Source organism: Bittarella massiliensis (ex Durand et al. 2017) (assembly GCF_017566145.1).
GTDB classification, from domain to species: Bacteria; Bacillota; Clostridia; order Oscillospirales; family Ruminococcaceae; genus Bittarella; species Bittarella massiliensis_A.
In genome coordinates, this window is sequence record NZ_JABFCL010000008.1 from 30830 (window position 1) to 56787 (window position 25958).

General features: G+C 60.0%; 22 protein-coding genes. 3 read left to right on the top strand and 19 right to left on the bottom strand.

All coding sequences use genetic code 11. From position 1 onward, the window contains the following. Window positions 1-282: 282 nt before the first annotated feature. The 7 genes from HJY11_RS09160 to HJY11_RS09190 form a co-directional block, all read right to left on the bottom strand. Complete coding sequence (locus HJY11_RS09160; protein ID WP_004010385.1) at window positions 283-1050, bottom strand: class I SAM-dependent methyltransferase; 768 nt, start codon at window positions 1048-1050, stop codon at window positions 283-285. A 50-nt stretch (window positions 1051-1100) separates the two neighbouring features. Then, window positions 1101-3020: a tetracycline resistance ribosomal protection protein Tet(W) gene (gene tet(W) / locus HJY11_RS09165; protein ID WP_031474227.1), complete on the bottom strand. Its 1920-nt coding sequence runs from the start codon at window positions 3018-3020 to the stop codon at window positions 1101-1103. 372 nt (window positions 3021-3392) lie between these two features. Further along, window positions 3393-4580 (bottom strand): plasmid recombination protein, encoded by a 1188-nt coding sequence (locus HJY11_RS09170; RefSeq protein WP_228275371.1) that lies wholly within the window; start codon window positions 4578-4580, stop codon window positions 3393-3395. Between the two features lie 446 nt (window positions 4581-5026). Then, on the bottom strand, window positions 5027-6181 hold the full coding sequence (locus HJY11_RS09175) for a helicase RepA family protein (RefSeq protein ID WP_031474225.1): 1155 nt from the start codon (window positions 6179-6181) through the stop codon (window positions 5027-5029). Between the two features lie 3 nt (window positions 6182-6184). Further along, complete coding sequence (locus HJY11_RS09180; protein WP_004010381.1) at window positions 6185-6505, bottom strand: plasmid mobilization protein; 321 nt, start codon at window positions 6503-6505, stop codon at window positions 6185-6187. 3 nt (window positions 6506-6508) lie between these two features. Next, a complete protein-coding gene (locus HJY11_RS09185) occupies window positions 6509-7585 on the bottom strand; it encodes a site-specific integrase (protein WP_004010380.1) in 1077 nt (358 codons plus the stop codon). A 13-nt stretch (window positions 7586-7598) separates the two neighbouring features. Next, window positions 7599-7787 carry a hypothetical protein gene (locus HJY11_RS09190; RefSeq protein WP_004010379.1) on the bottom strand — a complete coding sequence of 63 codons (189 nt, stop codon included), beginning with the start codon at window positions 7785-7787 and terminating at the stop codon, window positions 7599-7601. Between the two features lie 166 nt (window positions 7788-7953). Here HJY11_RS09190 and HJY11_RS09195 point away from each other — a divergent pair, with 166 nt between their 5' ends. Next, window positions 7954-8511, top strand: coding sequence for a helix-turn-helix domain-containing protein (locus tag HJY11_RS09195; RefSeq protein WP_004010378.1), 558 nt, complete (start codon window positions 7954-7956; stop codon window positions 8509-8511). Between the two features lie 177 nt (window positions 8512-8688). Here the strand turns inward: HJY11_RS09195 and guaA are convergent, their stop codons facing one another. After that, entirely contained in the window at window positions 8689-10224 is a 1536-nt protein-coding gene (guaA, locus tag HJY11_RS09200; RefSeq protein ID WP_243764381.1) for a glutamine-hydrolyzing GMP synthase, read from the bottom strand. Between the two features lie 152 nt (window positions 10225-10376). After that, entirely contained in the window at window positions 10377-11516 is a 1140-nt protein-coding gene (locus tag HJY11_RS09205; RefSeq protein ID WP_208075667.1) for a nucleotidyltransferase family protein, read from the bottom strand. A 124-nt stretch (window positions 11517-11640) separates the two neighbouring features. Between HJY11_RS09205 and HJY11_RS09210 the strand changes: the two genes are divergently transcribed. Then, complete coding sequence (locus tag HJY11_RS09210; RefSeq protein WP_208075668.1) at window positions 11641-12834, top strand: acetate/propionate family kinase; 1194 nt, start codon at window positions 11641-11643, stop codon at window positions 12832-12834. A 138-nt stretch (window positions 12835-12972) separates the two neighbouring features. On the opposite strand, the gene HJY11_RS09215 is transcribed toward HJY11_RS09210, so the two are convergent. From HJY11_RS09215 to mutM, 6 genes are all read right to left on the bottom strand, one after another. Further along, entirely contained in the window at window positions 12973-14160 is a 1188-nt protein-coding gene (locus tag HJY11_RS09215) for a M20 metallopeptidase family protein (protein WP_243764382.1), read from the bottom strand. Window positions 14161-14344: 184 nt separating this feature from the next. After that, the gene (locus HJY11_RS09220) at window positions 14345-14560 is read right to left on the bottom strand and encodes a DUF378 domain-containing protein (RefSeq protein ID WP_021660486.1); all 216 of its coding nucleotides are present in this window, start codon (window positions 14558-14560) and stop codon (window positions 14345-14347) included. A 148-nt stretch (window positions 14561-14708) separates the two neighbouring features. Next, window positions 14709-15311, bottom strand: a complete 603-nt coding sequence (locus HJY11_RS09225; protein ID WP_208075669.1) for a helix-turn-helix transcriptional regulator — start codon at window positions 15309-15311, stop codon at window positions 14709-14711. Between the two features lie 191 nt (window positions 15312-15502). Next, a complete protein-coding gene (locus HJY11_RS09230) occupies window positions 15503-16492 on the bottom strand; it encodes a hypothetical protein (protein WP_208075670.1) in 990 nt (329 codons plus the stop codon). After that, on the bottom strand, window positions 16489-16740 hold the full coding sequence (locus HJY11_RS09235; protein WP_368041568.1) for a PadR family transcriptional regulator: 252 nt from the start codon (window positions 16738-16740) through the stop codon (window positions 16489-16491). The genes HJY11_RS09230 and HJY11_RS09235 overlap by 4 nt, the downstream gene beginning before the upstream one ends. 960 nt (window positions 16741-17700) lie before the next feature. Beyond that, complete coding sequence (gene mutM, locus HJY11_RS09240) at window positions 17701-18543, bottom strand: bifunctional DNA-formamidopyrimidine glycosylase/DNA-(apurinic or apyrimidinic site) lyase (RefSeq protein ID WP_208075671.1); 843 nt, start codon at window positions 18541-18543, stop codon at window positions 17701-17703. A 223-nt stretch (window positions 18544-18766) separates the two neighbouring features. Here mutM and HJY11_RS09245 point away from each other — a divergent pair, with 223 nt between their 5' ends. Continuing rightward, window positions 18767-19294 (top strand): AAA family ATPase, encoded by a 528-nt coding sequence (locus HJY11_RS09245; RefSeq protein WP_208075672.1) that lies wholly within the window; start codon window positions 18767-18769, stop codon window positions 19292-19294. 174 nt (window positions 19295-19468) lie between these two features. On the opposite strand, the gene HJY11_RS09250 is transcribed toward HJY11_RS09245, so the two are convergent. The 4 genes from HJY11_RS09250 to HJY11_RS09265 form a co-directional block, all read right to left on the bottom strand. Next, window positions 19469-21529, bottom strand: coding sequence for a hypothetical protein (locus HJY11_RS09250; protein WP_208075673.1), 2061 nt, complete (start codon window positions 21527-21529; stop codon window positions 19469-19471). 574 nt (window positions 21530-22103) lie between these two features. Beyond that, window positions 22104-22745, bottom strand: a complete 642-nt coding sequence (locus HJY11_RS09255; protein WP_208075674.1) for a V-type ATP synthase subunit D — start codon at window positions 22743-22745, stop codon at window positions 22104-22106. Next, on the bottom strand, window positions 22745-24145 hold the full coding sequence (locus HJY11_RS09260; RefSeq protein WP_208075675.1) for a V-type ATP synthase subunit B: 1401 nt from the start codon (window positions 24143-24145) through the stop codon (window positions 22745-22747). The genes HJY11_RS09255 and HJY11_RS09260 overlap by 1 nt, the downstream gene beginning before the upstream one ends. A gap of 16 nt (window positions 24146-24161) precedes the next feature. Continuing rightward, the gene (locus HJY11_RS09265; RefSeq protein WP_243764383.1) at window positions 24162-25910 is read right to left on the bottom strand and encodes a V-type ATP synthase subunit A; all 1749 of its coding nucleotides are present in this window, start codon (window positions 25908-25910) and stop codon (window positions 24162-24164) included. Window positions 25911-25958 lie beyond the last annotated feature (48 nt).

Genomic DNA, 25958 nt, shown 5'->3' on the forward strand with positions numbered 1-25958 from the left:
GCTCTACATAATTCCGGCACGGACGGACGCTGTCAGGCACAGCGGATAACAGCCTTGCAAGAGGCGTTGTACCTGCGCTGGATATATTCTTGATAGGCTTTCTGGTCTGTCATGGAAATTCCCCCTCTCTGAATAATAGTGCGGGGCGGCAGCACTCCTTGCTGTCGCTCCTTGACTGCCTAACTGCGAAACCGGGCGGGGCTGTCAACGGTGGGCGAAGCCCGTTCATCTTGACCGCCCGCTGGCTCGGCTGGCTTTGCTATTTACCCGACAAACTTGAATTTATTGTAAGGTATCACGTTTTACCTTCTTAAGCCTTACTATCATTACCATAGGAATTTCTTTGTTGGTTTTGAAACATTCTTCATAAAATCCATCAATGACAAATCCAGCTCTAAAACAAAGGTTAAAAATATCTTGTATGGAACGATGATAATAAATCTGCTCTTTCGGTTGCCCTTCAATCGCTATATCATAGTAACTGTGCGGTGTCATATATTTTTCAGTCAACGTGACAAAACAAGGGTGTTGCGTTGCAAAGACAAAAATTCCGCTTTCCTGCAACAGTTCATAAACAGCCATAAGAAGTGGTTCAATATCCGTAATATCCATAATTGCCATATTAGAAACTGCTTTCGTAAAGGCTCGATTTCTTTTTAATTCTAATATACTTTTTCTATTGGTCGCATCCGCCACACAAAATTCAATTTGTTTTGCATATTGTGATTGCCGTCTTTTAGCCAATTCTATCATTTTTTTGCTGTAATCAAAAGCGACAACCGAAGCGCCTCTTTGTGCAAGATACGAAGAATAATTTCCATTGCCACACGCAATATCCAAAATATAATCCGCAGGATTAGGAGATAGAAGTTCCGTTACTTTGGGACGCACTACCTCTCTGTGAAATTCATTAGATTCGTCACCCATTGCATTATCCCAAAATTGTGCGTTCTCCTCCCAGATTTTTTTACTTTCCTCTGTTCCCATGTTCTCTCCCACTCCCAAAATTTGCTTTTTTGCTTCCATTAAATCTTCCTTACGATATTCCATTGTTACCCTCCATAACTTCTGATTGTTGCCGTCTTGACGATTATGTATCTTTACATTACCTTCTGAAACATATGGCGCACCTTGTCCAGGCGGTTGTTTGGACGGCGGGGCTGGATGACCGGCTGGCCGACAGCGGCCTGATACCCTTTTAGCTCTGTAAGGCATACGCTCTGCCCGTTGGTGTAAAAGGCCAGATCAGTACGGTATGCCTGTATACAGCGGGCGGGAATCTCGCCAGTAAAGACAACTTCATCCTTTTTTACCTGGGCCGTTTCGATGGTGGCACAGTATTTCGGTGCATCATGATAAGCCCTGGAAAGGTATTCCTGGGGCGCATAGAGGGTGAAGGAGAGATAAGGTTCCAGCAGCTGCGTCCCCGATTCCTTCAATGCCTGTTCCAATACAATCGGGGCCAATGAGCGGAAGTCCGCCGGCGTGCTGACTGGACTGTAATAAAGCCCGTATTCAAAGCAAATCTTACAGTCCGTTACGTTCCAGCCGAACAAGCCCTGCTCCAGCCCGTAACGGATACCATCCCTGACAGCGTTTTGAAAACTCTGGTTCAAGTATCCCAGCGAAACCCGGCTCTCGTATTGTACGCCGGAGCCAAGCGGGAGTGGTGTAACAGACAGTCCGATAGATGCCCAAAACGGGTTGGGCGGCACCTCGATATGGATGGTGTGGCTGGCTGCTTTGAGCGGCCGCTCCATATAAATGACGGTGGGTTCCTTTACCACTGTTTCAATCTTGTATTTTTCCGACAGCAAAGCGGAAACGACCTCCAACTGCACCCGGCCCAAAAAAGAAAGAATGATCTCATGGGTGATGGAATCCACTTCGCAGCGCAAAAGCGGGTCAGTATCCGCAAGTTGCGTAAGAGCGTCCAGCAGCCGTTCTCTTTGCGCTGCCGTTTTCGGCGCAATCGTCGTCCGCAGCATGGGGAGGGGGGCCTCGCGCCACCTTTTACGAGGGAGCCGGGTTTGATCCCCTAATACATCGTTTAACCTCACGCTGTCGCTGGGAAGGATAACAATTTCGCCCGGATAAGCGGTGTCTGTCCGAACAATTTCCCCTTTGGATGGAATACGCATCTCTGTGATTTTCAGCTTTTCTCTCCCGGCCAGGGCCACCGTATCCCGCAGGCGCAGCGTTCCGCTGTATAGCCGCAGATAGACACGCCGCTGGCCGCAATCGGTGTACTCAACCTTGAAAACGCTGCCGCATAGGGTGGCGCTCCCCTGTTCCCCAATCGGTTGGAACAGTCCTGTCACCGCATCCATCAACGGTTGAATGCCAAGGCCCTTTTTGGCGCTGCCATGATAGACCGGAAACAGGGAGGCTTCTTGAACCCGCCGCTGTTCCTCCCGCGCAAGTTTTTCCTGGCTGATTGGTTCTCCTGCGATATACTTTTCCAATAATGCATCGTTATTTTCGATGACCGCATCCCATGCTTCTATGTCGGTATTTTCCTCCAGGACTATTTCCGGGGACAGCGACACCGTCTGCTTGATGATAATATCGGCGGAGAGCTTATCCCGAACAGACTGAACCACGCTCTGCAAATCAACGCCAGCCTGGTCGATCTTGTTGATAAAGATAACGGTGGGAATGTTCATTTTCCGCAGGGCATGGAACAGAATACGGGTCTGGGCCTGCACGCCATCTTTCGCGGAGATCACCAAGATGGCCCCATCTAAAACAGCCAAAGAGCGGTACACCTCCGCCAAAAAATCCATGTGGCCGGGCGTATCCACAATGTTAACTTTACATCTGTGCCACTGGAAGGAAGTGACTGCCGCTTGAATGGTAATCCCACGCTGCCGCTCCAAAAACAAGGTGTCCGTCCTCGTTGTCCCTTTTTCGACGCTCCCTGGTTCTGAAATGGCTCCACTGGCATATAGCAGACTCTCCGTCAAGGTCGTCTTTCCAGCGTCTACATGGGCAAGAATCCCGATATTGATAATGTTCATGTCTATCCTCCATACAAGGCCCGAATGGGCGCAAAAATCCCCAGCGGCTAATACTTTTACCGCTGGGGATCATGACTTCGGACACACAGAAACATACACGACTTACATAAGCCGCGGTCCGTCACGATATTTACTAAAAAGGCAAAAGTATTCTTAAAATTGGGTACAAAAACCAAGCCCCTGCAAGGGGCAATCATTTTTGCGCCCATTATCAAATTTTATTTAAGAATACCTTGCCGCATATTTGATAGACTCCTCAAATCAGGATAATAGCAGTATATCATAGTACGCTCTAAAAAACAAGAAATCATTTTACCGATTCCACAAATAAAATCGGAGGGTATTCACTGGAATACCCTCCGGTTTTGGTGATTATCGTGCGTCTATCCGAATTTTTGACTTTGCGGCCCGTTTCCGTTCCTTTTCGGCATGTTCCTGCTGGTAAGCTGCCTCTAATATTCTGTCCACTTGTTCTGGGCCAAAGGCCCTTTTGACCCGCTCATAGTCAGCGGAGACTTGCCGCATGGCCTTGTTTTCCAACTTGACCTCCTGCAATCGATCAGACAGGCGGATGTTGCTCTCCCTCACCCGGCCATAGTCCCCTTGCAGACGCTCAAATTTCCCCCGCAGCTCCACATAGGCCAGATACAGGGAGCGCAGCACCTTGACGATTTGGGCCAGCAGGGGCTTTGCCTTTTTCTCTCGGTAGGCCCGGCCTGTTTCCAGCGTTCCCGGCTCCGGCAAAATCTCCTCCGGATTGGCGGAGAAATCCGCTGCCAACCGCTCCATATTTTTCACCGCCGGGGCAAGTTCTTTGAGCCGCCGTTCCTGGCTCTCCACCTGGTTTTCTTTCTCCGCCTTGACCGTCTCCAGAACGGCGATCTCCTTTGCCCGCTGCTCTTTCTTGTAGTCCAGCACAGACAAGTGCTTGTCGTGGGTGCCTTTGTCCTCCCACTCAATCCCGTGGCGCTCCATGACCAGGGAAAGCTGCTCCTTTTCCGAGCGCACCCACTGGCTCCACTCTGTGTCCCCTCTGGTGCCGCCCTGGAAACCCTGGGCCGCTAACGCCTGTTTCAAAGATACCCTCGTGTCCAGCCCTCGCTTGCTCCCGGTGGTGAATGGTACAAAGTCAATGTGCAGATGGGGCGTAGCCTCGTCCATGTGGAGGTGGGCAGAGAACACCCGGAGTTGGGGGTTGCGCTCTTGAAAGCCCTTCATGTACTCGTCCAAAACCGCTGCCGCAAGCTGTCCCTCCTCGCTGTCGGCGCTCATATCATCTCGATTGCCCACTTGCAGGATGATTTCATGGAACGGCTTTTCCTGCTTGCCGGAGCGGATCTTCTCATAGTAATCCTCTATCCTTCTGTCGGCCCTGGTTTGTTTAGCGTTGTACCGTTCCAGAGCCTCGTCAAAGAGTTCATGGTACACCGCCTTGATATTCTCCTGGCAGTAGGTTATATTCAAGTGGGAGCGTTCCGGGTCAGTGTTCTTGGCGTGGAATTTTCTACTGTTATGGTTCACCGATCCTTGGCCCACCATGGCGCTGATTGTCCTTTTCAAATCAATCCCTCCTCCCTTTTCCGCCGCGCAAGCGGCGAGCCTTTGTTACTTTCTGCGAAAGTAACGCAAAAGCACTTTTGACAGCCTGACGGCCATCAAAAGCGCATTTGCGCCCTACGGGGTGGTGTGGGGGCTTTGCCCCCGGCAACTGCGGTTGCCTCCCCCAGCAGGGCCGCCCTTTGAAAAGGGCACCCTGCACCCCGCCTAAACTTTGTCACTCGCCGTTGGGCAGGGTGGAAAGGCCAGGGGCCTTTCCACCGCCCGGCAAGTGTTTTCCGTGGGCCGAAAGTCAAGGGGTACGGGTTGTATTGACTTGCGGCAATCTCCACCCGCAGGTATGCCCCCCTTGACTTTCGCCCCCGCTCCCCGTGACAGCCGTGACGACCGTGACGATGTTTTACACACCGCCTCCGCACTCCGAAAAGCTGTCACAGCTGTCACGGTCGTCACGCCTGGGGTTCCTCCAACGTGAGCTTGATACTCCGCCCGGCATGGGTTCGGGCGCTTTCATAGTGGATGTGGTACTCATAGGACAGCCGCCACGCCCGGACATTCAGCCGCATAGCCAGGGCATTGGGTTTCATATCCAGCCCCAGGGCGGCGACAAGTTCCGTGGCCGTCCCTCTCCACTCTGGCCGTTCCGCCGTTACCAGGGCGGCAACAGCCTCCAACACCGGGTCAGGCGGCTCCTGCCGCAGCTCCGTTTCCCGCCGCTCCAGCTCCCACACAAGCCGTTCCTCGTCCCGCTTGAGGTAGAGGCGCTGGTCTTGCTGATCCCGCCCAGAAATGTCCAGGGTGGCGGCGTTGTCTGCCCGCCGCTCCTTTTGGAGCAGAAAGGCCCCGTCTGCCGCACCCAATAAGCCGTTGGTGCCGGAGATCATATCAAACTTATCATCGGCCTGCTGCTTGCGGGTGTGATGTACAACCAGGAGGCAAACCCCGCTTATATCGGCAAACCGTTTCAGTTTGGTGATTACCTCATAGTCGTTGGCATAGCTGTACTTCTCTGCCCCGGCCTCCCGGATTTTTTGCAGGGTGTCGATGATAATAAGCCGGGTGTCCGTGTGTTCCCGGACAAAGCCCTTTAGCTGCTCCTCCAGGCCACCGCCGAGCTGCTTAGCTCCGATGGCAAAGAACAGGTTTCCGGTACTCTCTACTCCAAACATCCGGTACAACCGCTCCTGTAAGCGACGGTGGTTGTCCTCCAGGGCCAGATAGAGGACTGTCCCCTGGCGCACCTCATACCCCCACAGGGAAAGGCCCATACTCACATGATAGGCAAGCTGGGCCATGAGAAAGGACTTGCCCACCTTGGGAGCGCCCACAAAGAGATATGTCCCCGCATAGAGCAGACCGTCTACCACAGGAGGTCTGCCGGGGTACACCTGTTCGTAGAGGTCATTCATAGACACGGTAGGCAGATAGGCCGGGTCATTGACCCGGCTTATCTGCCGCAGGATTTCCTCCAAATCTCTTTCCGGGGGCTTGTGTTCTGTCACGCCCTCTGCTATACTTTGGTTAGGTTTTTGTGAGAGCGACTGTCCCCCGTCTGCGCCAACAGGCGGATATGGGGCAGTCGTTTTCTCTTGCAATCTATCCATCTATCAATCCTCCCTCATGCCGTCCATGATGGCGGCGATCAGCCGGATGGTGTCCAGCAACTCCCCATCCACGCCATTCCCGGCCTCGATACGCTCCAGTTCTTCCAGAACGGCGGCCAGCTCGTTCCGCAGGGCCTTATACACCCTGGGGTTGCCCTGTACCACCACATCCCGGCACAGCAGCCGTCGGGTGATGTAGTCCTGTTTGGTAAGGCCGGAGAGCCGCACAGCGGTTTCAATTTCCCTGTCCTCATCCGGGGACACCCGGAAAGCCACAGTTTTGTTTCTCCAGCGGTTGTGTCGGTCAAGATTTTTCACTGACATGATTTAGGCCCCCTTTCGCTCCATGTCCAGTTTGTCCGCCATCTCCGCCTGCCGGGTGGGGAACAGGTGGGCGTAGCGGTAGGTAATATCAATGCTTTCATGTCCCACCCGGTCAGCGATTGCCAGGGCCGTAAAGCCCATGTCAATGAGCAGCGAAATGTGGGAGTGCCTCAGGTCGTGTATTCTGATCCGCTTTACCCCGGCCTCTTTCGCACCCCTGTCCATCTCCCGGTGGAGGTAGGATTTTGTCACCGTGAAAATGCGGTCGGTGGGCTTCACCCCATACAGGCTCTTGATATAGTCTCGCATTTCTTCACAGAGGAAAGCGGGCATTTGAATGACCCGGTTGCTCTTAGGGGTCTTGGGGTCGGTAATCACATCCTTGCCCTTAATCCGCTGGTAGGACTTGGAGATGGTGACGGTCTGTTTCTCAAAGTCGAAGTCGCCAGGAGTGAGGGCCAGCAGCTCCCCCTCCCGGACGCCGCACCAGTAGAGCATTTCAAAGGCGTAATAGGAAAGGGGCTTGTCCATCATGGCCTCGGCGAATTTCAGATACTCCGCCTTTGTCCAGAACAGCATTTCCCGTCCCTTTGGCTTTCCCATATTGCCCGCCTGGGCAGCGGGATTGACCTTTAGATTGTAGTGCCGTACCGCATGGTTGAACACGGCGCTCAACTGATTGTGCAGCGTTTTTAAGTACACCGGAGAGTAGGGCTTGCCGTTCTTGTCCCGGTAACCCAGCATTTCATTCTGCCAGGCGATGACCTCCTTGGAGTGAATGTCGCACATCTTCCGCTTGCCGAAGTACGGCACCAACTTCTTGTAGAGGATATGCTCTTTCGTCCCCCAGGTGTTTTCCTTGATACGGCCTTTCATGTCCGCCACATAGACAGCCACGAAGTTTTCAAAGGTCATTTCCAGGTCGGCGGTCTGTTGTTGCAGGAATGTCCGCTCCCACTCCAGAGCCTCCCGCTTGGTGGGAAAGCCCCGTTTCATTTTCTTTACTTTCTTGCCCGTCCAGTCCTCGTAGTAAAAGGACGCATACCATGTGCCCTTTGCCTTGTCTTTGTATGCCGGCATTGTGGTTCCCTCCTTATTGTCTGTCCCGCAGCCCATAGAATTTTTCCTCGAAGTAGCGCCTGCTTACCCGTCCGGGAATGGTGAGAAAGCCTTTTTTCTTCAGCTCCTCGTTCATCTCCCGCACCAGCTTGTAGGCGTAGGGCTTGGAAATGCCCAGCTCCCTGGCGACCTCCTCTGCTCTCACAAACAGCTCCTTTTCCATGGTCAGCACCTCCTTATTTTAGTTTCGCAAATATGTTAATGTCACCATCTTCATTATACATTAACATAAGTGTTAATGTCAAGAATTTATTTCGCATTTTTGTTAAAGATTATCTTGCATCTTTCGCTTTTTTGCGCTATACTATTGGCAAAGGCGGTGGGATATTATGACAGTCGGAGACAAGATAAAGAAAATCCGCACCTTTCGAGGCATGACACAAAAGGAATTGGGGCTTGCTATCGGCTTTGAGGAAAAGGGAGCGGACAACCGGATCGCCCAGTATGAGACGAATTACCGTGTTCCGAAACGGGAACTGCTGGACAAGATGGCCGAGGCGCTGCGGGTAGACCGCCAGAACTTCTACACCATCGCCCCCGGCTCTGCCGAGGACTTCATGCGGACATTCTTCTGGCTGGACGAGGACAGCCCTGGCGCTATCCGCCTGTTCCAACTTGTCCGCAATCCGGGCAGAGCAGGGGCCGCTGATGATACCGCTGTACGGTACAATGATAGCGATGACTGGCCCGCACACCCTCCCGTGGGTATGTACTTCCAGTATGGCCTTGTGGACGAGTTCATGCGGGAATGGCTTTTTCGTCAGCAGGAGTTACACGCCGGGGAGATCACCAGGGAAGAGTATTTTGAATGGAAACTCAACTGGCCCCATACCTGCGACGATGGCCTGGAAAGCGAATATTATATCCCTTGGCGGAAAAATAAATAAGACAAGCAAAAAAACCGCCCTGCTGAATTTGTCGTTCAGCAGGGCGGTTTTGCTTGTCCTTTTGGGATTTTTCTCTTGAGAATACCGGGCGGACACAAATAGTATCAATCCAGTATCAAGAGCAGTATGGACGGGCAAAAAAGCCTGTATTCATGCGGGTTTTCGCCGTTTCGAGCGTCATTCCCACTCAATGGTGGCCGGGGGCTTGGTGGTCACATCGTAGACGATGCGGCCGATGCCCGGCAGTTCGCCGATGATGCGGGTGGAGATTTTTTCTAAAACATCATAGGGGATGCGGGCGAAGTCAGCGGTCATGAAATCGTCGGTGGTGACCGCCCGCAGCGCCAGGGTGTAGCCGTAGGTGCGAAAGTCCCCCACGACCCCCACCGTCCGCTGCTCGGTGAGCACGGCGAAGTACTGGCTCAAACTGCCCGACTCGCCGGCCTTGTCCAGCTCCTCGCGGAAGATGAAGTCGGCCTTTTGCAGCAAGTCGACCTTTTCGGGGGTCACTTCACCCATGACGCGGATGCCCAGGCCGGGGCCGGGGAAGGGTTGGCGCCAGACCATCTCCCGGGGCAGTCCCAGCAGGATGCCCAGGCGGCGGACCTCGTCTTTGAAGAGCATGTTCAGCGGCTCGACAATGTCCTCAAAGTCCACGTGCTCGGGCAGGCCGCCCACGTTGTGGTGGCTTTTGATGACGGCGCTCTCGCCCCCCAGGCCGGACTCCACCACGTCGGGGTAGATGGTGCCCTGGGCCAGGAAATCCACCTTGCCGATCGCCTTGGCTTCTTCCTCAAAGACGCGGATGAACTCCTCGCCGATGGCCTTGCGCTTGGCCTCGGGATCGGTCACCCCGGCCAGTCTGCCGAAAAAGCGCGCCTGGGCGTTGACCCGTTTGAAGTTGACATCCATCTTTCCGAAGGTCTCCTCGATGGCGTCGCCCTCTTTGTAGCGCATCAGGCCGTGGTCGACGAAGATGCAGGTGAGCTGTTTGCCAATGGCGCGGGAGAGCAGGGCCGCACAGACCGAGGAGTCCACCCCGCCGGAGAGGGCCAGCAGCACCTTTTTGCCGCCGATGCGCTCTTTCAGCCGGGCGATCTCGCTGTCCAGATAGTTTTCCATGTTCCAGTCGCCCACGCAGCCGCAGATGTCAAAGAGGAAGTTGTGCAGCATCTCGCTTCCCTGCTGGGTGTGGTTGACCTCCAGGTGAAACTGCACCGCGTAGAGCTTTTTCTCAGGGCACTCCATGGCGGCCACCGGGCAGTTGTCGGTGACGGCGGTGACGGAAAAGCCGGCGGGGGGCTGGGAGATGTAGTCCACATGGCTCATCCAGACCACGCTCTCCTGCTCAACACCCGCAAAAAACGGGGTCTCTCCCACCACCTTGCAGACGGTTTTGCCGAACTCGCCCACCGGGGCCGCCTCCACCTTGCCGCCGAACATGTGGGCCATCATCTGGGCGCCGTAGCAGATGCCGAGGATCGGCACCCCAAGTTGGTAAAGGGCCGGATCGCACTGGGGCGAGTCGGGCAGGTAGGCGCTGTTGGGACCGCCGGTGAAGATGATGCCAGACGGGTTGCCGGCCCGAATCTGCTCCACCGAAGCGGTGTGGGGCAGCACTTCGCAGTAGACCCCCAGGTCCCGCACCCGGCGGGCAATCAGCTGGTTGTACTGGCCGCCAAAGTCAATGACATAGATGAGCTGATGTTTCAAATTGATACCCCCGCTGTCTGTTTTGGTGTCAAGGCGTACAAAAGGCGGCCCAACCGGCGCGCCGGGCCGTCTGCCCGGCCGGCACGCTGCCGGACGGGCTGTCTCTTACTCTGTCTATTGTGCCATGGGGCTGTCGAAAAAGCAATCGCTTCTCATATCTTTGTAAACTTTTGCCGATAGCTTTCCCCCTGCGGCAACGGTTTCTCAAAGCAGTTTGCATAGACGGTGTCGGCGCGGGCTTCCACCCGGCCGAAGGAGGTGCCCTCTGCCCGGGCCAGGCTGTGGCAGACCGGCAGCCGGTGTGGAGCCCGCAACAGGGCGAGGCCGGTCTCGGTGGCCCCCAGGATGCGCAGGCAGTCGGGCGGGGCGACCACCTCCTCCCGGCGGATGTCCAGCAGCAGGCACCAGACGGCCCGGCGCACCCGGGCGCGGGTGTGCTGGCGGCTGGCGCAGCGGGCGGCCAACTCCTCCAGGTCGGCAGCGCCGTCGGCGCAAGCCCGCAGCCGGCAGGCCAGCCCTTCGTCACAGAAGGGGAGGGCGGCCAGCCGCGCAGGGGGGGCCAGCTGCACCGCCAGCACCGCCGCCCGCCCCAGCCAGCGGCCATCTGCCAGGGGATGCGGCCCCGGCAGCCCCTTGGGCAGATAGGGCGCCGCCTGTGCGCCCTTCCCGGCGCGCAGCAGGGCGCGCAGGGCGCTGGCGCTGGCGGTCTGTTCTCCCAGACGGCTGTCGTGGTGGCCCGCGCCGATGCGCCGGATGGGGAGGATACCCATCCCATTCCCGGCGCGGCGGATGGCCAGCAGGTATTCCAGCGCCAGGGTGTCGTTGGGGGAGGAGAGGATGGCCGCGTCTCCCCCCAGGCGGCGGCAGGCTTCGGCCCGGGCGGCGGGGTAGCCCAGGTTGCCCCGCTGCAGCGCTTTGGCCAGCTGGCCAAAGGCCTCGCTCTCCACCAAGGCGGCAGTCGCTTCCAATCCGGCCCGATCGCCGCTCTCGCTGCCGAAAAAGAGGGTGTCCACCCCCAACTCGGCCAGCAGGGAGACCCCGCTTTGGGCGTAAAATTGGGCCGAGGAGAGACAGTGGGCGGTGGGGATTTGCACCACCAGGTCGGCCCCGTTTTCCAGCAGGGCCTTCGCCCTCGTCCACCAGGGGAGGAGGGACGGTTCCCCCCGCTGGACAAAGTTGCCGCTCATGGCGCAGACCACCGCCTCCGCCCCGCGGGCCCTGGCCTGCGACAGCAGCCAGATGTGCCCGGTGTGGAGGGGGTTGCACTCGCAGATGACCCCGAAAATCCGCACAAATACGCCCTCCTTCCGGCTTTTCCCCTTGCACTTTTTCCCATTTTATACTACTATATAGTACGCAAGTGTGTTCGTCAACAAACGAGGACAGGAGAAAAATCAATTGAGGGGGAACTTTTTCATGAAAATATTGGTCATCAACGCCGGCAGTTCGTCGCTGAAGTACCAGCTCATCGACATGCAAGACGAGAGCGTTCTGGCAAAGGGCAACTGCGAGCGCATCGGCGTAGACGGTCTCATCACCCACAGCGCTGGGGATAAAAAGATTGAGAAGAACATGCCCTTCCCGACCCACAAGGAGGCCTTCATGGCCGTGGTCGAGATGCTGACTTCCGGCGAGGGCAAGGTCATTGACAACGTGCAGGAAATCTCCGCCGTCGGCCACCGGGTCCTGCACGGCAGCGAGAAGTACAAGGTCTCCACCGTGGTGACCGACCAGGTCATCGACGACATCCTCTCCTTTAAGGAGCTGGGCCCCCTGCACAACCCCCCGCAGGCCATCGCCATGCGCGCCTGCCAGGAGGTCTTTGGCAAGGAGATGCCGATGGTGGCGGTGTTTGACACCTCCTTCCACCAGAGCATGCCCCGCAAGGCCTACATGTTCGGCATCCCCTACGAGTACTACGAGAAGTACTCCATCCGCCGCTACGGCTTCCACGGCACCAGCCACCGCTATGTGACCGCCCGCTACGGCAAGATCAAGGGCGGCCTTGAGGGCAGCAAAATCATCACCTGCCACCTGGGCAACGGCAGCTCCATCGCCGCGGTCAAAGACGGCAAGGTGGTGGATACCACCATGGGCTTCACCCCGCTGGACGGCTTTATCATGGGCACCCGCTCGGGCGGCGTCGACCCCTCGGTGGTCACCTACCTGATGAACAAGGAGGGCTTCACCCCCGATGAGATGAGCGACCTGCTCAACAAGAAGTCGGGCTTCTTAGGCCTTTCCGGCGTCTCCAGCGACTGCCGCGACCTGCGCCAGGCCGCCGACAGCGGCAACGACCGGGCCAAGATGACCCTGGAGATCGTGGTCTACCAGATCAAGAAGTTCATCGGCAGCTACATCGCCGCCATGAACGGGGTGGACGCGGTGATCTTCACCGGCGGCATCGGCGAGAACGACGACGTCTTCCGCGCCGAGGTCTGCCGCGAGATGGAGGCCCTGGGCCTCTGTTTCGACGAGGAGAAGAACAAGGCCGCCTCCCGCAAGGACGCCAAGTTCAGCGCCGACGGCTCCCGGGTGGAGGCCTGGGTCATCCCCACCAACGAAGAACTGATGATCGCCCGGGACACCCTGGAGCTGATCGGGAAGTAAATCCATCTGCCGCCGAGAGCCCGCGCCGCCAAAGGCGCGGGTTCTGTTTTGCATTCTTTACTCCGCAAAAACAGGGGTCGCCCCCTCTCCGCTAGGAGAGGGGGCGACCCCTGTTTTCAGTATGGGTAGAAGCGGTCTTTACTTGTGGGCTTTCAGCCAGTCCAGGGCGCACTGGGCGTAGAGGGCGGCCCCAGTGGGGAGGACCGATTCCTCCGGCACCATGCCGGGGTTGTGCATCGAGCACTGGTGCCCTTCATCGATGCTGCCGGCCCCCAGGTTGAGATAGCAGGAGGGGACGTACTGGGCCACATATGTAAAGTCCTCGGTTCCGCTGGAGGGGGGGACCGCCTGCACCTTCTCTTCGGGGACGACCTTGGCGCAATAGGAAGCCAGTTCGTCGCAGGTGGGCACGTCGTTGACCAGGGGGGGCATGCCGTATACAAACTCCACCTCGGCCTCGGCCCGGTAGACCTGGGCGGTGCCCTCGGACACCTCTTTGATCCGCTTTTTCAAAAAGGCGCGGCGCTCGTGGGTGGTGGCGCGGATGGACGCCTCCATCACGCAGTGGCCGGAGACGGTGTTGCAGGTGTCGCCGCCCTCGATCTTGCCCACGATCATCACCGAGCCCTCGGTGGTGGAGATCTCCCGGGCGATGACCTCTTCCAAAGCCACCACGATGTGGGCCGCCACGCTGATGGCGTCTACCCCCAGCTGGGGGGTGGAGCCGTGGGTGCCAAAGCCCTTGACGGTGATGCGCACCATGTCGCCGGAGTTGGCGGCGGTCCCCCGCACGTACTGCACGGCCCCGGTGTGGGAGTCGGGCAGCCCCACCGAGAGGTGGATGGCCATGGCCGCGTCGACCTTGGGCCCTTCCAACACACCGGCCTCCACCATGGCCTTGGCCCCGGCCAGCTGTTCCTCACCGGGCTGGAACATCAGCTTGACGGTGCCCTCCAACTCGGCCTCCCGCTCCTTGAGCAGTTTGGCCGCGCCCAGCAGCATGGCGGTGTGGCAATCGTGCCCGCAGGAGTGGCAGTTGCCGTTGTCTGCGGCAAAGGGGAGGCCGGTCACTTCCCGCATGGGAAGGGCGTCCATGTCGGCGCGCAGCAGAAAGGCCTTGCCGGCGCCGGCCGGTTTGCCCACCAGGGCGACGATGCCGGGGCCACAGGGCTGGGGGTCAAGGCCGAAAGAGCGCAGCTTTTCGGCGACCAGGGCCGTGGTCTGGGGCAGGTCTAGCCCCACCTCTGCATAGCTGTGAACCGCTCTGCGGTTCCAGCGGATCTCCTCCTCCAGTTGCTTGGCGCGGTTCAAAAACAGATTCTCCAATGCGAACACCTCTTTCTCACTTTCGCGATTTTTCAGCTGCCGGGCCATCTGCACGGGAAACGGGAATTGGGCCCGACAGCTGCTCTGGGGCTATCATACCACAAAAAGAGGTTGCAAAAAAGGGGCGCGACCACTGCATTTGCGCAGTTGCCAAGCCCCTTTTTTGTGGATTTTGCGCCCGTGTCTACTCGGTGACATCCAGCGCACGGCTGTCTTTGAACAGCAGGGCGATACACCAGATCCCGGCGATCCCCACCACAGTGTAGATGATCCGGCTCACCAGAGAGGCCATTCCGCCGAACAGGTAGGCCACCAGGTCGAAGGAAAAGATGCCCACCAGCCCCCAGTTGAGGGCCCCGATGATGACCAGTACCAGGGCAATTTTGGATACGACTCCCATACAAATGGTACCTCCATCCGCAGAAATATTGAAAATGACAGCGCCTTGCAAACGCTTCACCCCTAGTATGGGTGAAAGGGGGGCTTTTATACATTGACAAAAGAATTTGAAAAAACACTCTTTTTTATTTTTTGTTCTCTTTTCCTGCTCATCCCCAAAAGAGGATGTACAGGCCGTATAGCTCGACGGCGCAGCCCAGCACCCGCCCCAGGATAGAGGCGCGGCGCAGGCCCAACTTGGCATAGGTCTGCGGGGTGCAGAAGGGGAAGAGGACGAGGGTCGCCCCCAGCAGGGCCATGCCGCCCCCGACGGTGCAGTTGACGGGAAAGCGCGACTGAAAAAGGGAGCCGCCCACCATCAGGAGACAGGAGAGGACGATGCCCGCCCAAAACCATTTCAGGTGCTTTTGAATGCCCGCCATCTCCCGGCCGTAGGCGACCCGGCAGTCCTCGCTGCAAAAGGCGCTCGCCTGCCCGGGATCGCCGTAGAATACGGCGCGCCGACCGCACCGATCGCAGATGCGCTTGGCCCCCTCTTCCACCTGCAGGGAGGAGGCGTACCGGCCGGTGAGCTGTTCCACCGACCGGTGAAACAGCTCTGCCAGGGCGACGAGGTTGGCGGTGCTGGGCCGGCTGGCGCCCCGCTCCCAGCGGGAGACGGCCTGCCGGCTCACCTCCAGGGCCTCCGCCACCTGTTCTTGCGAGAGGCCAGCCTGCAGCCGGGCCTCGCGGATGTTTTCTGAAAGGGACATCTCTTTTCACCTCGCTCCAAGGATACCACACCCCGGGGCAAAGGGCCAGCAACCGGGGGGCAAGTATCGGTTGCGGAGGGCTGTTTCTTGAAAGGCACCCCGCAAAGGCGATGGCGGCGGAAAGAGGCAGAGAGAGGGGGCGGGGCAGGCGCGAACCTGCTTCGCCCCCTCTCTCTGGGAGGTGGGAACGGCTATCGGCAGCCGTATCGGGCGGTGCGGTAGAGGGTCTCGGCGGTGTCGAGGACCAGGGAGAAGAGGATGCAGGCCAGGACGATGTTGTTGAGGTGGAGAAAGAGGGGGAGGAAATCAGCGGAGGTGGCTTGCTCCACCAGGGCGATCAGCTCGCCGCTGAAAAAGGGCTGGATGCGGAGTGAGAAGTAGGCGACCCCGCCGGTGAGGAGGTGAAGGGCGGTGGAGACCGCTGCGTAGCGGACGGAGTAGCGCCCCTCGACAAGGGCAAAGAGGTGGACAAGGCCCGCCAGCAGGAAGAGGAGGACTGCCCCCGCGACAAACCGGCCCTCCGCCTGTGGAGACAGCAGCTGTACCGGCCCCTGCCCGGCGAAGGCAGCCGAGGAGAAGGCGGAGAAGTTGAGCATGACGGTCACCATGACGGCAGCTCCCACCACCCCGGCGATGGATTCCCCCCGGCTGATGCGCGCCTTCTCGGTGGGGATGGGCGGGAGGGCGGAAATCCAGTCGGCGGGCTGTTCCCGCCTGCCCGGTACCCCCAGGTGCTCGAGAAGGGCGACCACCAGGGTGACGACGGCGAAGAGGGGGAAGGCCCAGGTGAAGAAGGAGCGCAGCAGAAAGAGGGGCGAGGCGATGGAGATGCCGCCGCCCTTTAGCAGGCTGACCAGCGCACCGATCCCCCAGATGGCGAAGTGGATGGCTGCGCACCCGCCCAGGGAGAGAGCCAGCGCGGCCTTGTAGGGGCCGTACCAGAGGGGGCTGATGAGGCCGCGCCCCTCGCGGGCACCGTAGCGGCGGGCGAGGACTTCCGGGGGGCCGAACCCCTCTAAAACGGTGCGGATGTCCCCCTCTGCGGCCGGGCGGCCCTGGCAGCGGGCGTCCAGCATGTCGGAGATGTCGGCCCGCAGTTCCCCCTCGATGTCGGCACGGCTTTTTCTGGGCAGGTCTTTGGTCGCGGCGTAGAGGTAGCGCTCGACGGTTTCAAAGGTCATTTTTCTTCCTCCTTCCCAATCTCTTCCACGCTGTGGGAGAGCTGTTTCCACTGTTCTTGTAACTGTCGGTAAATGGCGTCCCCCTCCGGGGTGAGGGAGTAGTACTTGCGGGGCTTGGCTCCATCGGTCTCCCACACGCTGCGCAAAAGCCCCTGCCCCTCCAACCGGCGCAGCAGCGGGTAGAGGGTACCCGCCTCCACGGGGACCCCCTTTTGTGCCAGGGTGCTGACCAGGTGGTAGCCGTACATGGGCGGCGCAGCAGTCCCAGCGCGCAGAGAACGAGGGTTCCCCGCCGCAGTTCCTGCTCCAAACTGCCCAGCAGATCGTCTCTGCCCATCGAGATTTCCCCCTTTTTGATGCCTGACAAATAGGCGGTAATAGTCTTTGTACTTTATTTGCAATTTCATTATAGTGTACATCACACACTATTACGAGCGAAAAAAATACATGCTCTTTTGGCTGGCGTTTCCCTGCGAAAGCGTTTGCCGGGGTTGTCTCTGTGGATTTTACACAGGGACGGGGCGTTTGGCGATAGAATAAGGACAGAAAGACATTGGTTGAACGGGGAAAGACGCTGCTGAAGGCGGGCGGAACCAGGAGGTGTTGCGCGGCGACAAAAGAGATGGTGAACAATCCATTGAATAGAGGACAGCCGCCCCCCACCTTTTAGAAGAGGCTGCCGGCGGCGGTCTCAAGCCTCTCGCCGGGCGGAAAAACAGCGGTTTTGGGCGCGGGGTCAAAGGGGCCTCCCGACAAAAGAGGGGGAACGGGCAGGTGGCCCGTTCCCCCTTGCAGGGAGACGTCGGATGGGTGAAGCGTGTGTTCGGCAGGAAGGGTAGCGAGGCGTTCCCTTGGCGAAAACACAGGTCTATGGGGGAGAGCGCGCCGCCCTGTTCCCTCTGTGCTCGCAGGTGGGCGGGGCCATCGCTTTGACAGACCGGCCCCGCGCGGGCAAGAGCCGCCTTGGTCAGCAGTTCGATCTGGTGCGCAGAGGCGAAGGGGAAACCGGCTCCAGGCCGGTGCCGCAGCCGATGTCCAGCAGGGGGGGAGGCCATTCGGCCAGCGCGCCGGGTGAACGCCCTCGCACTGGTCCAGCCGCGGGGTGGAGAAGGAGGAGGGGCTCGACGGGGGAACCCGTTTTGTCTTCAGATGGCTGCGCCGCCCGGCGAAGGAGTCGGGGGTGCAGGTTTTACTGACGGGCACAGAAGTTATCCCCCTTTTGCCAGTGGGGGTTGGCAGCAGGGACAGTAGACGCTGCTGCGCCCGCCGATGACGGTCCGGCAGAGGGGCGCGCCGCAGGCGGGGCAGGGCTCGCCCCCGTGGCCGTAGACCTGAAAGAAGGAGCCGCCCCGATAGTTGCGACCCCCGCTGGCCAGGTACTCCTCGGGCGAGGTCTCTTTGCCCTGGATGGCGGCCTGCAGGATGGCGGGAATCTGCTGGACCAGGCGCGCGACTTCCTCTGGGGTGAGGGTGTTTGCCGGGCGGGTGGGGCAGATGCGGGCGGCAAAGAGGGACTCGTCGGCATAGATGTTGCCGATGCCGGCGACAATGGACTGGTCGAGCAGGCACTCCTTGACCGCCCTTTTGCGCCGTCCCAGTTGCCCGGACAGGTAGGCGGTGTCGAAGGAGGAGTCAAAGGGCTCGGGGCCCAGGCGGTCGATGCCGGTAAAGCGGTCTTCTTCCCCCGATCGCAGGAGCCAGAAGCGGCCGAACCGGCGCAGGTCGATGTAGCGCAGTTCGCTGCCGTCGTCCAGGGTGAAGACCAGGTGGGTGTGTTTTTCCTGCGGGTAGCCGCCGGGGGTGGGGAGGAGGTTGCCGGTCATCCGCAGATGGAGGATGAGGCGGTCGCCGCTCTCCAGGTGCAGGGTGAGAAACTTGCCCCGCCGCTCGACGGCGGAGAAGGTCTGCCCCTGCACCAGGCGGCAAAACTCCTCCGCCTCCGGATGGGCGATGACCTTGGGGTTGTGGGCGGTGACCCGCTGGATGCGGCGGCCCCGGATTTGGGGCTCGACGATCCGCCTGACGGTTTCGACTTCTGGCAGTTCTGGCATGGCTCTTCCCTCTCTCTTCTGGCGGCCGCGGCGGGCCGCTTGACCTGTCCAGTGTAGCATGTTTGTCCCCATTTGTCGATTGGGGGGGGGAGGCCCCCTTTCGGCCAGTCGCCTCTGTGGGAAGAGGGGTTGCGGCCGCTGGCCCCGGAGGGGTATACTGGTGACCGGAGAGGGGCGCGCCCAGACGGACCGCCCCCATGTGTCAAAGGGGAGGAGCGGAGTGATGGCAGGGAGAGTTTACCTCATTACCGGGGTGATGGCGGCGGGCAAGTCCACTGTGGCCCAGCTGCTGGCCGAGCGGATGGCGCGGGGCGTACACCTGCGGGGGGATGTCTTTCGGCGGATGATCGTCGCCGGCAGGGAGGAGATGAGCGAGGCCCCCACCCGGGAAGCCCTCGACCAGTTTTCCCTGCGCTGCCGCTTGGCGGCGCAGGCGGCCAAAACCTACTGCGAGGCCGGCTTTACGGTGGTTTTGCAGGACAACTACTACGGTCAGGCGCTGCCCGAAATGATCGGGCTGCTGCAAGGGTGTTCTGTCTTTGTAGTGGTGCTCTGCCCCCGGACAGAGGTGGTGCGGCAGCGGGAGGCCGGGCGGGGCAAGACTGGCTACACCGGCTTTTCGGTGGAACAGCTCTGCGCCGATTTCTTGCGGGAGACCCCCCGGATCGGCCTCTGGATTGACAGTTCGCAGCAGACGCCGGAGGAGACGGTGGAGGCCATTTTGCAGCACAGCGGGGGCGCGGGGCTCTGAGGGGATGGCGGCGCGGAAAGGGTAGACGGGCAGCCGTCTCTGCGCTCGGTCAGCGGGCGCTTTTGCAGAGGATGGCGGTGAGGCTGTCTTCGCCGAAAGCCCAGCAGGGCACCGCCTAGGGCCTGACCGACAGAAAAACGCCCCGCCATCCGGCGGGGCGTTTTTTGGAAAAGCCTATTTTTCGTATCTTCCCTTTTTGCGCCGGGGCAACGCGCCGGCAAGGGCGCCGCCAGACGCCAGCAGCAGGGCAGCCGGCAGCGATGGGGCGCCGCCGGCCCCGGTCTGCGGGGAGACCTTCCCCTCGCCGGGCCCGCTCGGGGTGGCGGGGGCAGGCGGCTCGGCCACGCTCCCCGGCTCTGTCGCACCGGAATCTTTGTATGCCAACACATAGGTGGAAAACTTGTCGGTCTGAAAGGTCAGCAGGCCGGTCTCCTCGTCGATGGCGGCGGCCAAAATATCTGCCGCCCCGCCGTGAACCCTGATTACAAAAAAGACTCGCCCCTCTTTTTTTAGATTTTCGGGCACAGCGACCTGGAAGGTGAGTTCGGCCCTGGTTTCGGCAATTTCTCGCGGGTCGGTTGCGCCTATTGTCACCAATACGCGCAGGTCCAAATATTCGGCCGCGGTGAGCCCGCCCTCTTTTGCGGCGGCCTCTGCCTTGGCCGCATCGCCCGGCACATCTGCCGGGGAGATGCGCTTTGCTTCGACAGAGGTGACGACGTCGATCCCCTGGGCAATGGCCGCCTGAATGGCAGTTTTGAGCGCCTCGTCGGCGCTCTCCATCAGCATCGCGCTGACGGAGTCGTCCAGTTCAACCCCCACCGTCACCTCTTCCACAGGTGTGGAGAGGTCGACGGCAGGCGCTTCTATCTGGTGCTTCCCCTCGGCCACCCAGGAGTCCCCCTGCCATATATAGGTGCCGGGGCCCGGTATTTCGGCGAGTCCTGAAACGGTTCCCCGAACGGTCAGTTTTGCCCCCGCCGTGCCGGTTAGCGCCGCGCCCTGCAAAGCGGTGAGGGCCGCTCCCTCGGAAACGACGACGGTCACATTTTCAGGGATGATCGCACTGGAGGACAATGAAGCGTCGACGGGAACCAGGACCACATCTCCGCCCGCGAGCAGGGAGACCGGTTTTGTCGAGGTGCTTCCCCCCGGTTTGTCGCCGTAGCTGGGCACCGAAAGGGACAACACGTCGCCCAGCTCCCTGCCGGTGGCGACCAGTTCATTCCCACCGCGCACAACGCGGATGAGATCGCTTCTGTTCCCATCGACCAGAACGGTCAGGTCGTCGACAATGACCTTGTTCCCCACATTCAAATTTTCCCCAGCGGTGTATTTGATTGCGTTGGGGGCGGCTGTGGTGCTCTTGGTCTCAAGGGTGGAGTGGGAGATGGTGATTTCCGCCCGCTCCTCATATGCGCCGTAGGGATTGAACTGGATGATGCCCTCGTTCGCGTCTTCATTGGTGGAATCAAAGGAGTTGCTGAGGGTGCAGCCGGAGATGGAGGCCCTGGCATCCCGCGTCCCGTTGTAGACAATTGTGCTGAAGCCATTGCCAAAACCGTTGACGCCGCGGCCGGTCAGCTCGCTGTCGGTCGCGTTCAAAACGGGGCGCATGATCATATTGGTTGTGCTGTTGGTGCGGTAATAGACCGCCGCGTAGCCGGTCAGCTTTGAGTGGGCGATGTTGACCGTCACGTCGTTTACGTCTTCGCTTTCGCCGCCCGGAACGCCGACGAATACACAGTAGTGCGACGCGTCAATGATCGCATTTTCCAGATTGAGCGTCTGATTGGAGGCCCGGATGGAGACCCCGCAGGGGTTTGACCAGCTCTTGCTGACCAGCGCAATGTTTTTCAGGGTGAGAGTCGCCTTGGCGTCCCCCTCGTTGGCCATGTGAAACAACCCCTGGCGGTGGTGCCCGCCTGTGGTGGAGGAGGTGATCTGAAAGACGTCGTCGCCGTTCGAGCCGTCAATGGTCACGTCGCTGTCAACGATGATGGGGGATGCGAGGTCGACGTCTCTCAGCAGCTGGATTTCGCTGCCGTTGGCGTCGGCGACGGCGTCGGTCAGCCGGTCGTAGTGCGTCGAGCCGACGGCGGCCTCATGGGCGCAGGCGCCGCCACCGGGACAGGCGCCTGCGCTTGTTGCCGTTGCAAGCGCTGTCATCGGTGTCAGGGAGAACACCATACAGGTTGCCAGCAGGGCGCCTAGAAATCTTCGCTTTGTCCTCACTGCTTTTCTCCTTTCTTGTTGAAAGCTGCCTCTCACAAGGCAAAAAGGTGTACTCCCCTTAGAGTTCGGTACAGAATTCACCCGTGATCGTATGCGATCTGCCCGCTTGACAGGGGTGGTGAGCGGGACCAGATCTGACCCGACTGCCCTATAGTACAATAAAAAACTCTTGTTGGATAAAATTTTGAGCAGTTTGCTGGTGCGTATTAAGCTTAGCACACCCTTCTCTTTTTTTCAACGAATTTTTAATATCCATGCGATTTTGTGTCGGTCTGACGTTTTTTGCGCTCAACGGAAAAGGAAGCGGTTTTGCAGCGGGCGTACAAGGATTCCGGCAGGTCACAGCCGGGGGATGCTGGCGGCGGGGGCATGGCAGAGCGGCGCCTGTCCGCCGTGCCGAGAGAGTGGGTGGGAGCAGGGGGGCTGCCCGGCGTCCTCGCAGCCGCGCAAAGGCGTTTTGACATGAAAAAAGACAGCGCGACCCGATCTGGTGGGTTGCGCTGTCTAAAAATGGCCTTGCGGTCCCCTTGACGCCGGGCAGACTGCCCGGCTGTTTTGCGGGGAGGGAGAGGGGCTAGGCGGATTGGGCGTCGGCCGCCTGGGCGGCTTTTTCCTTCTGCGCCTTGATGACCTTCAGGCGGGAGAACTCCTCCCGGTCCTTCTCCTCCAGGGCCTCAGTGATGGCCTTTTCGGTGGCCTTCAGGTCGGGGATGATGATGTGCTCCAGGGCGTTGGCCCGCTTCTGGGTCTTGCGGATGGCCCCAGCCAGCCGGTAGACGCTGTTCTCCACCTCGGCCAGGCGGACCGACAGCTCCTTGACCTTTTGAAATTTGCGGTAGGCGTCGTCAAATTTGGAGTTGGACAGCTCGAATCCGTAGACCGGCCGGGGGGCGGCGTCCTCGTAGGTGAGGTGGGGAATCTCCACTCCCATCACGCTGCGGGAGGTCATCTGCAAGCTGTCGTCCACCGGGACGCTGCCCACCAGGTGGTCGATCTTGCCCAGGGACATGTTGGCCTGTTGCAGGGCAAAGTAGGCCTGGCGGAAGGTGGCGCTCACCTCGTCCTTGATGGCCTTGGCCTCGTCCACCCGCTGCATCAACTCGCGGATGAGGACGTTGCGCTTGCGGTCCAGCAGGTCAAAGCCCAGGCTGGACAGGTCCAAGGATTTGCGGGTGGCCATCAGGTTGGCCTTGGTGGCGAATACCTGCCCGGCCATCAGCCGTTCTCCTTGTTAAAGGCCTCAAAGACCTCGGGGCGGTAGTACTGATCCACCAGCTTGTTGTCGATGCGGTCCAGGGCCTGACGGGGGAGGATGCTAAGCAGTTCCCAGGCCAGATTCAGGGTCTCGTCGATGGTGCGGCCGCCGTCCTCCCCCTGGTTGAGGAAGCGCTTTTCAAACTCCCGCCCAAAGACCAGGATTTTCTTGTCGGTGTCCGAGAGCTCTTCCTCGCCGATGACCGAGGCCAGGCTGCGGGCGTCCTGCACCTGGGCATAGCAGGCAAACAGCTGGTTGGAGACGGCGGAGTGGTCCTCCCTGGTGTACTCGGCGCCGATGCCGTCCTTCATCAGCCGGGAGAGGGAGGGCAGCACCGAGACCGGCGGGAAGATGCCCTGGTTGTCCAACCCCCGGTCCAGAACGATCTGCCCCTCGGTGATATAGCCGGTCAGATCGGGCACCGGGTGGGTGATGTCGTCGTTGGGCATGGTGAGGATGGGAATCTGGGTGACCGAGGCGTTTTTCCCCTTGATGATGCCGGCGCGCTCGTAGAGGCTGGCCAGGTCGGAGTAGAGGTAGCCGGGGAAGCCTTTGCGGGCCGGGATCTCGCCCTTGGAGGAGGAGAACTCCCGCACCGCCTCGCAGTAGGAGGTCATGTCGGTCATGATGACCAGCACGTGCTTTCCCAACTCGTAAGCCAAAAATTCGGCGGCGGTCAGGGCGCAGCGGGGGGTCATGATCCGCTCGACGATGGGGTCGGAGGCAAGGTTGAGGTACATGACCACGTTGCTCATGACGCCGGCCTCTTCAAAGCTGCGCTTAAAGTAGTCGGCCACGTCGTTTTGCACGCCCATGGCGGCAAAGACGATGCAGAAGTCCTCCCCGTCGCCGATCTTGGCCTGCTTGACGATCTGCACCGCCAGCTTGTTGTGGCTCATCCCCGAACCGGAGAAGATGGGCAGCTTCTGCCCGCGGATCAGGGTGGCCAGGCAGTCGATGGAGGAGATGCCGGTCTGGATGTAGTTTCGGGGGTAGACCCGGGAGACCGGGTTGATGGGCTTGCCGTTGACGTCGGCAAACTCGGTGGCGTGGATCTCGCCCAGGTTGTCGATGGGGCGGCCCGCGCCGGAGAAAATCCGCCCCAGAATCTGGGGGGAGAGGGGGATTTGCATGGTGTGCCCGGTGAGGCGGGTCTTGGTGTTTTTCAGCGACAGTCCCTCGGTCCCCTCGAACACCTGAATGACCGCCCGCTCGCCCTCGATCTCGACGATGCGGCCGGTGCGGGTCTCGCCGCTGTCCAGCCGGATTTCGACGATCTCGTCAAAGCTGACGCCCTGCACCTTGTCCAGCACCACCAGGGGGCCGTTGATCTCCTTTAGTCCTACATACTGTAAACTCAAACTCGCCGCCCCCTCTCTAATTCATGGCCGCCAGGGTGGAGTCGATCTCCTGGCGGAGGCTGTCAAATTTGTCCAGCCGGTCGTTTTCAATGTCGTATTTCATCTTGTTGATCTTGTCAAACAGCCCGCTGCCGGCGATGGTGGCGACCGGGATCTGGCGCTCGTTCACCACGATCAGGGCCTTTTTGTAGAGGTACCAGATGGTGCGCATCATCTCCAGCTGCTTTTCCAGGGGGACATAGGTGTCCTCTTTGTGGAAGGCGTTTTGCTGCAAGAAGCCGGTGCGGACCAGTTTCGCCACCTCGATGATGAGCTTTTGGTCGTCGGGCAGCACATCGGCGCCGATGAGCTTGACGATCTCCAGCAGCTGGCTCTCCTCCTGCAGAATCTGGGCCATCCGACCGCGGTAGCGCAGGAAGCGCTCGCCCAGATGGGCGTTGTACCAGCCGGCCAGGTCGTCCAGGTACTCGCTGTAACTGGTGGTCCAGTTGATGGCCGGGTAGTGCCGGGCGTAGGCCAGGGATTTGTCCAGCGCCCAGAAGCAGCGGACAAACCGCTTGGTGTTCTGGGTCACCGGCTCGGAGAGGTCGCCGCCCTGGGGGGAGACGGCTCCAATGATGGAGATGGAGCCCTCGCTGTCGTTTAAATTGACCATGTAGCCGGCCCGCTCATAGAAGGTGGCGATGCGGGAGGGCAGATAAGCGGGGAAGCCCTCCTCGGCGGGCATCTCCTCCAAGCGGCCGGAAATCTCGCGCAGGGCCTCGGCCCAGCGGGAGGTGGAGTCGGCCATGATGGCCACGTGGTAGCCCATGTCCCGGTAGTACTCGGCCAGGGTGATGCCGGTGTAGATGGATGCCTCGCGGGCGGCCACCGGCATGTTGGAGGTGTTGGCGATGAGGACGGTGCGGTCGGTCAGGGGCCGGCCGGTCTTGGGGTCGATGAGGGAGCCGAACTCCTCCAGCACCTGGGTCATCTCGTTGCCGCGCTCGCCGCAGCCGATGTAGATGATGATGTCGGCGTCGCACCACTTGGCGATCTGGTGCTGGGTCATGGTCTTGCCGGTGCCAAAGCCCCCGGGCACAGCGGCGGTGCCGCCCTTGGCGATGGGGAACATGGTGTCGATGACCCGCTGGCCGGTGATGAGCGGCTGGGAGATGGGAAGGCGGGTCTTGGTGGGGCGCGGGGTGCGGATGGGCCACTTCTGGCACATCTTTACCTCGTGGGTGGCGCCCCGCTCGTCTTTGACGGTGATGAGGACGTCCTCCACCCGGTGGGGGCCGCTCTCGGCGGCGGTGAGGACGGTGCCGCCGAGGTGCGGCGGCACCATCACCCGGTGCTCAATGCGGGAGGTCTCGGGGCAGGTGGCGATGATCTGGCCGGGCGAGACCTGCTCCCCGGGCTTGGCGGTGACGGTGACGTCCCACTCCCGGTCGGGGTCGAGGGAGGGGATCTCCACGCCGGAGCCGATGAAGGCGCCCTCCTGCTCTTCGATTTTTCCCAGGGGGCGCTGCACCCCGTCGTAGATGTTGGAGATGATGCCCGGCCCCAGGGTGACGCTGATGGGACTGCCGGTGCCGATGACCGGCTCCCCGGGCCGCAGGCCGGAGGTCTCTTCGTAGACCTGGATGGTGGTGGCCGCGTCATTGACAATGATGACCTCGCCCATGAGGCGCTTCTGGCCGACATAGACCATCTCGCCCATGGAGAAGTCCTTGGTGTCGCGCACCTTCACCACCGGGCCGTTGATGGAATAGATGGTGTTCAAAAATATCGTACCCCCTTAGAAGTTGGTTTTGCGGGCAGAGGAGGGGGG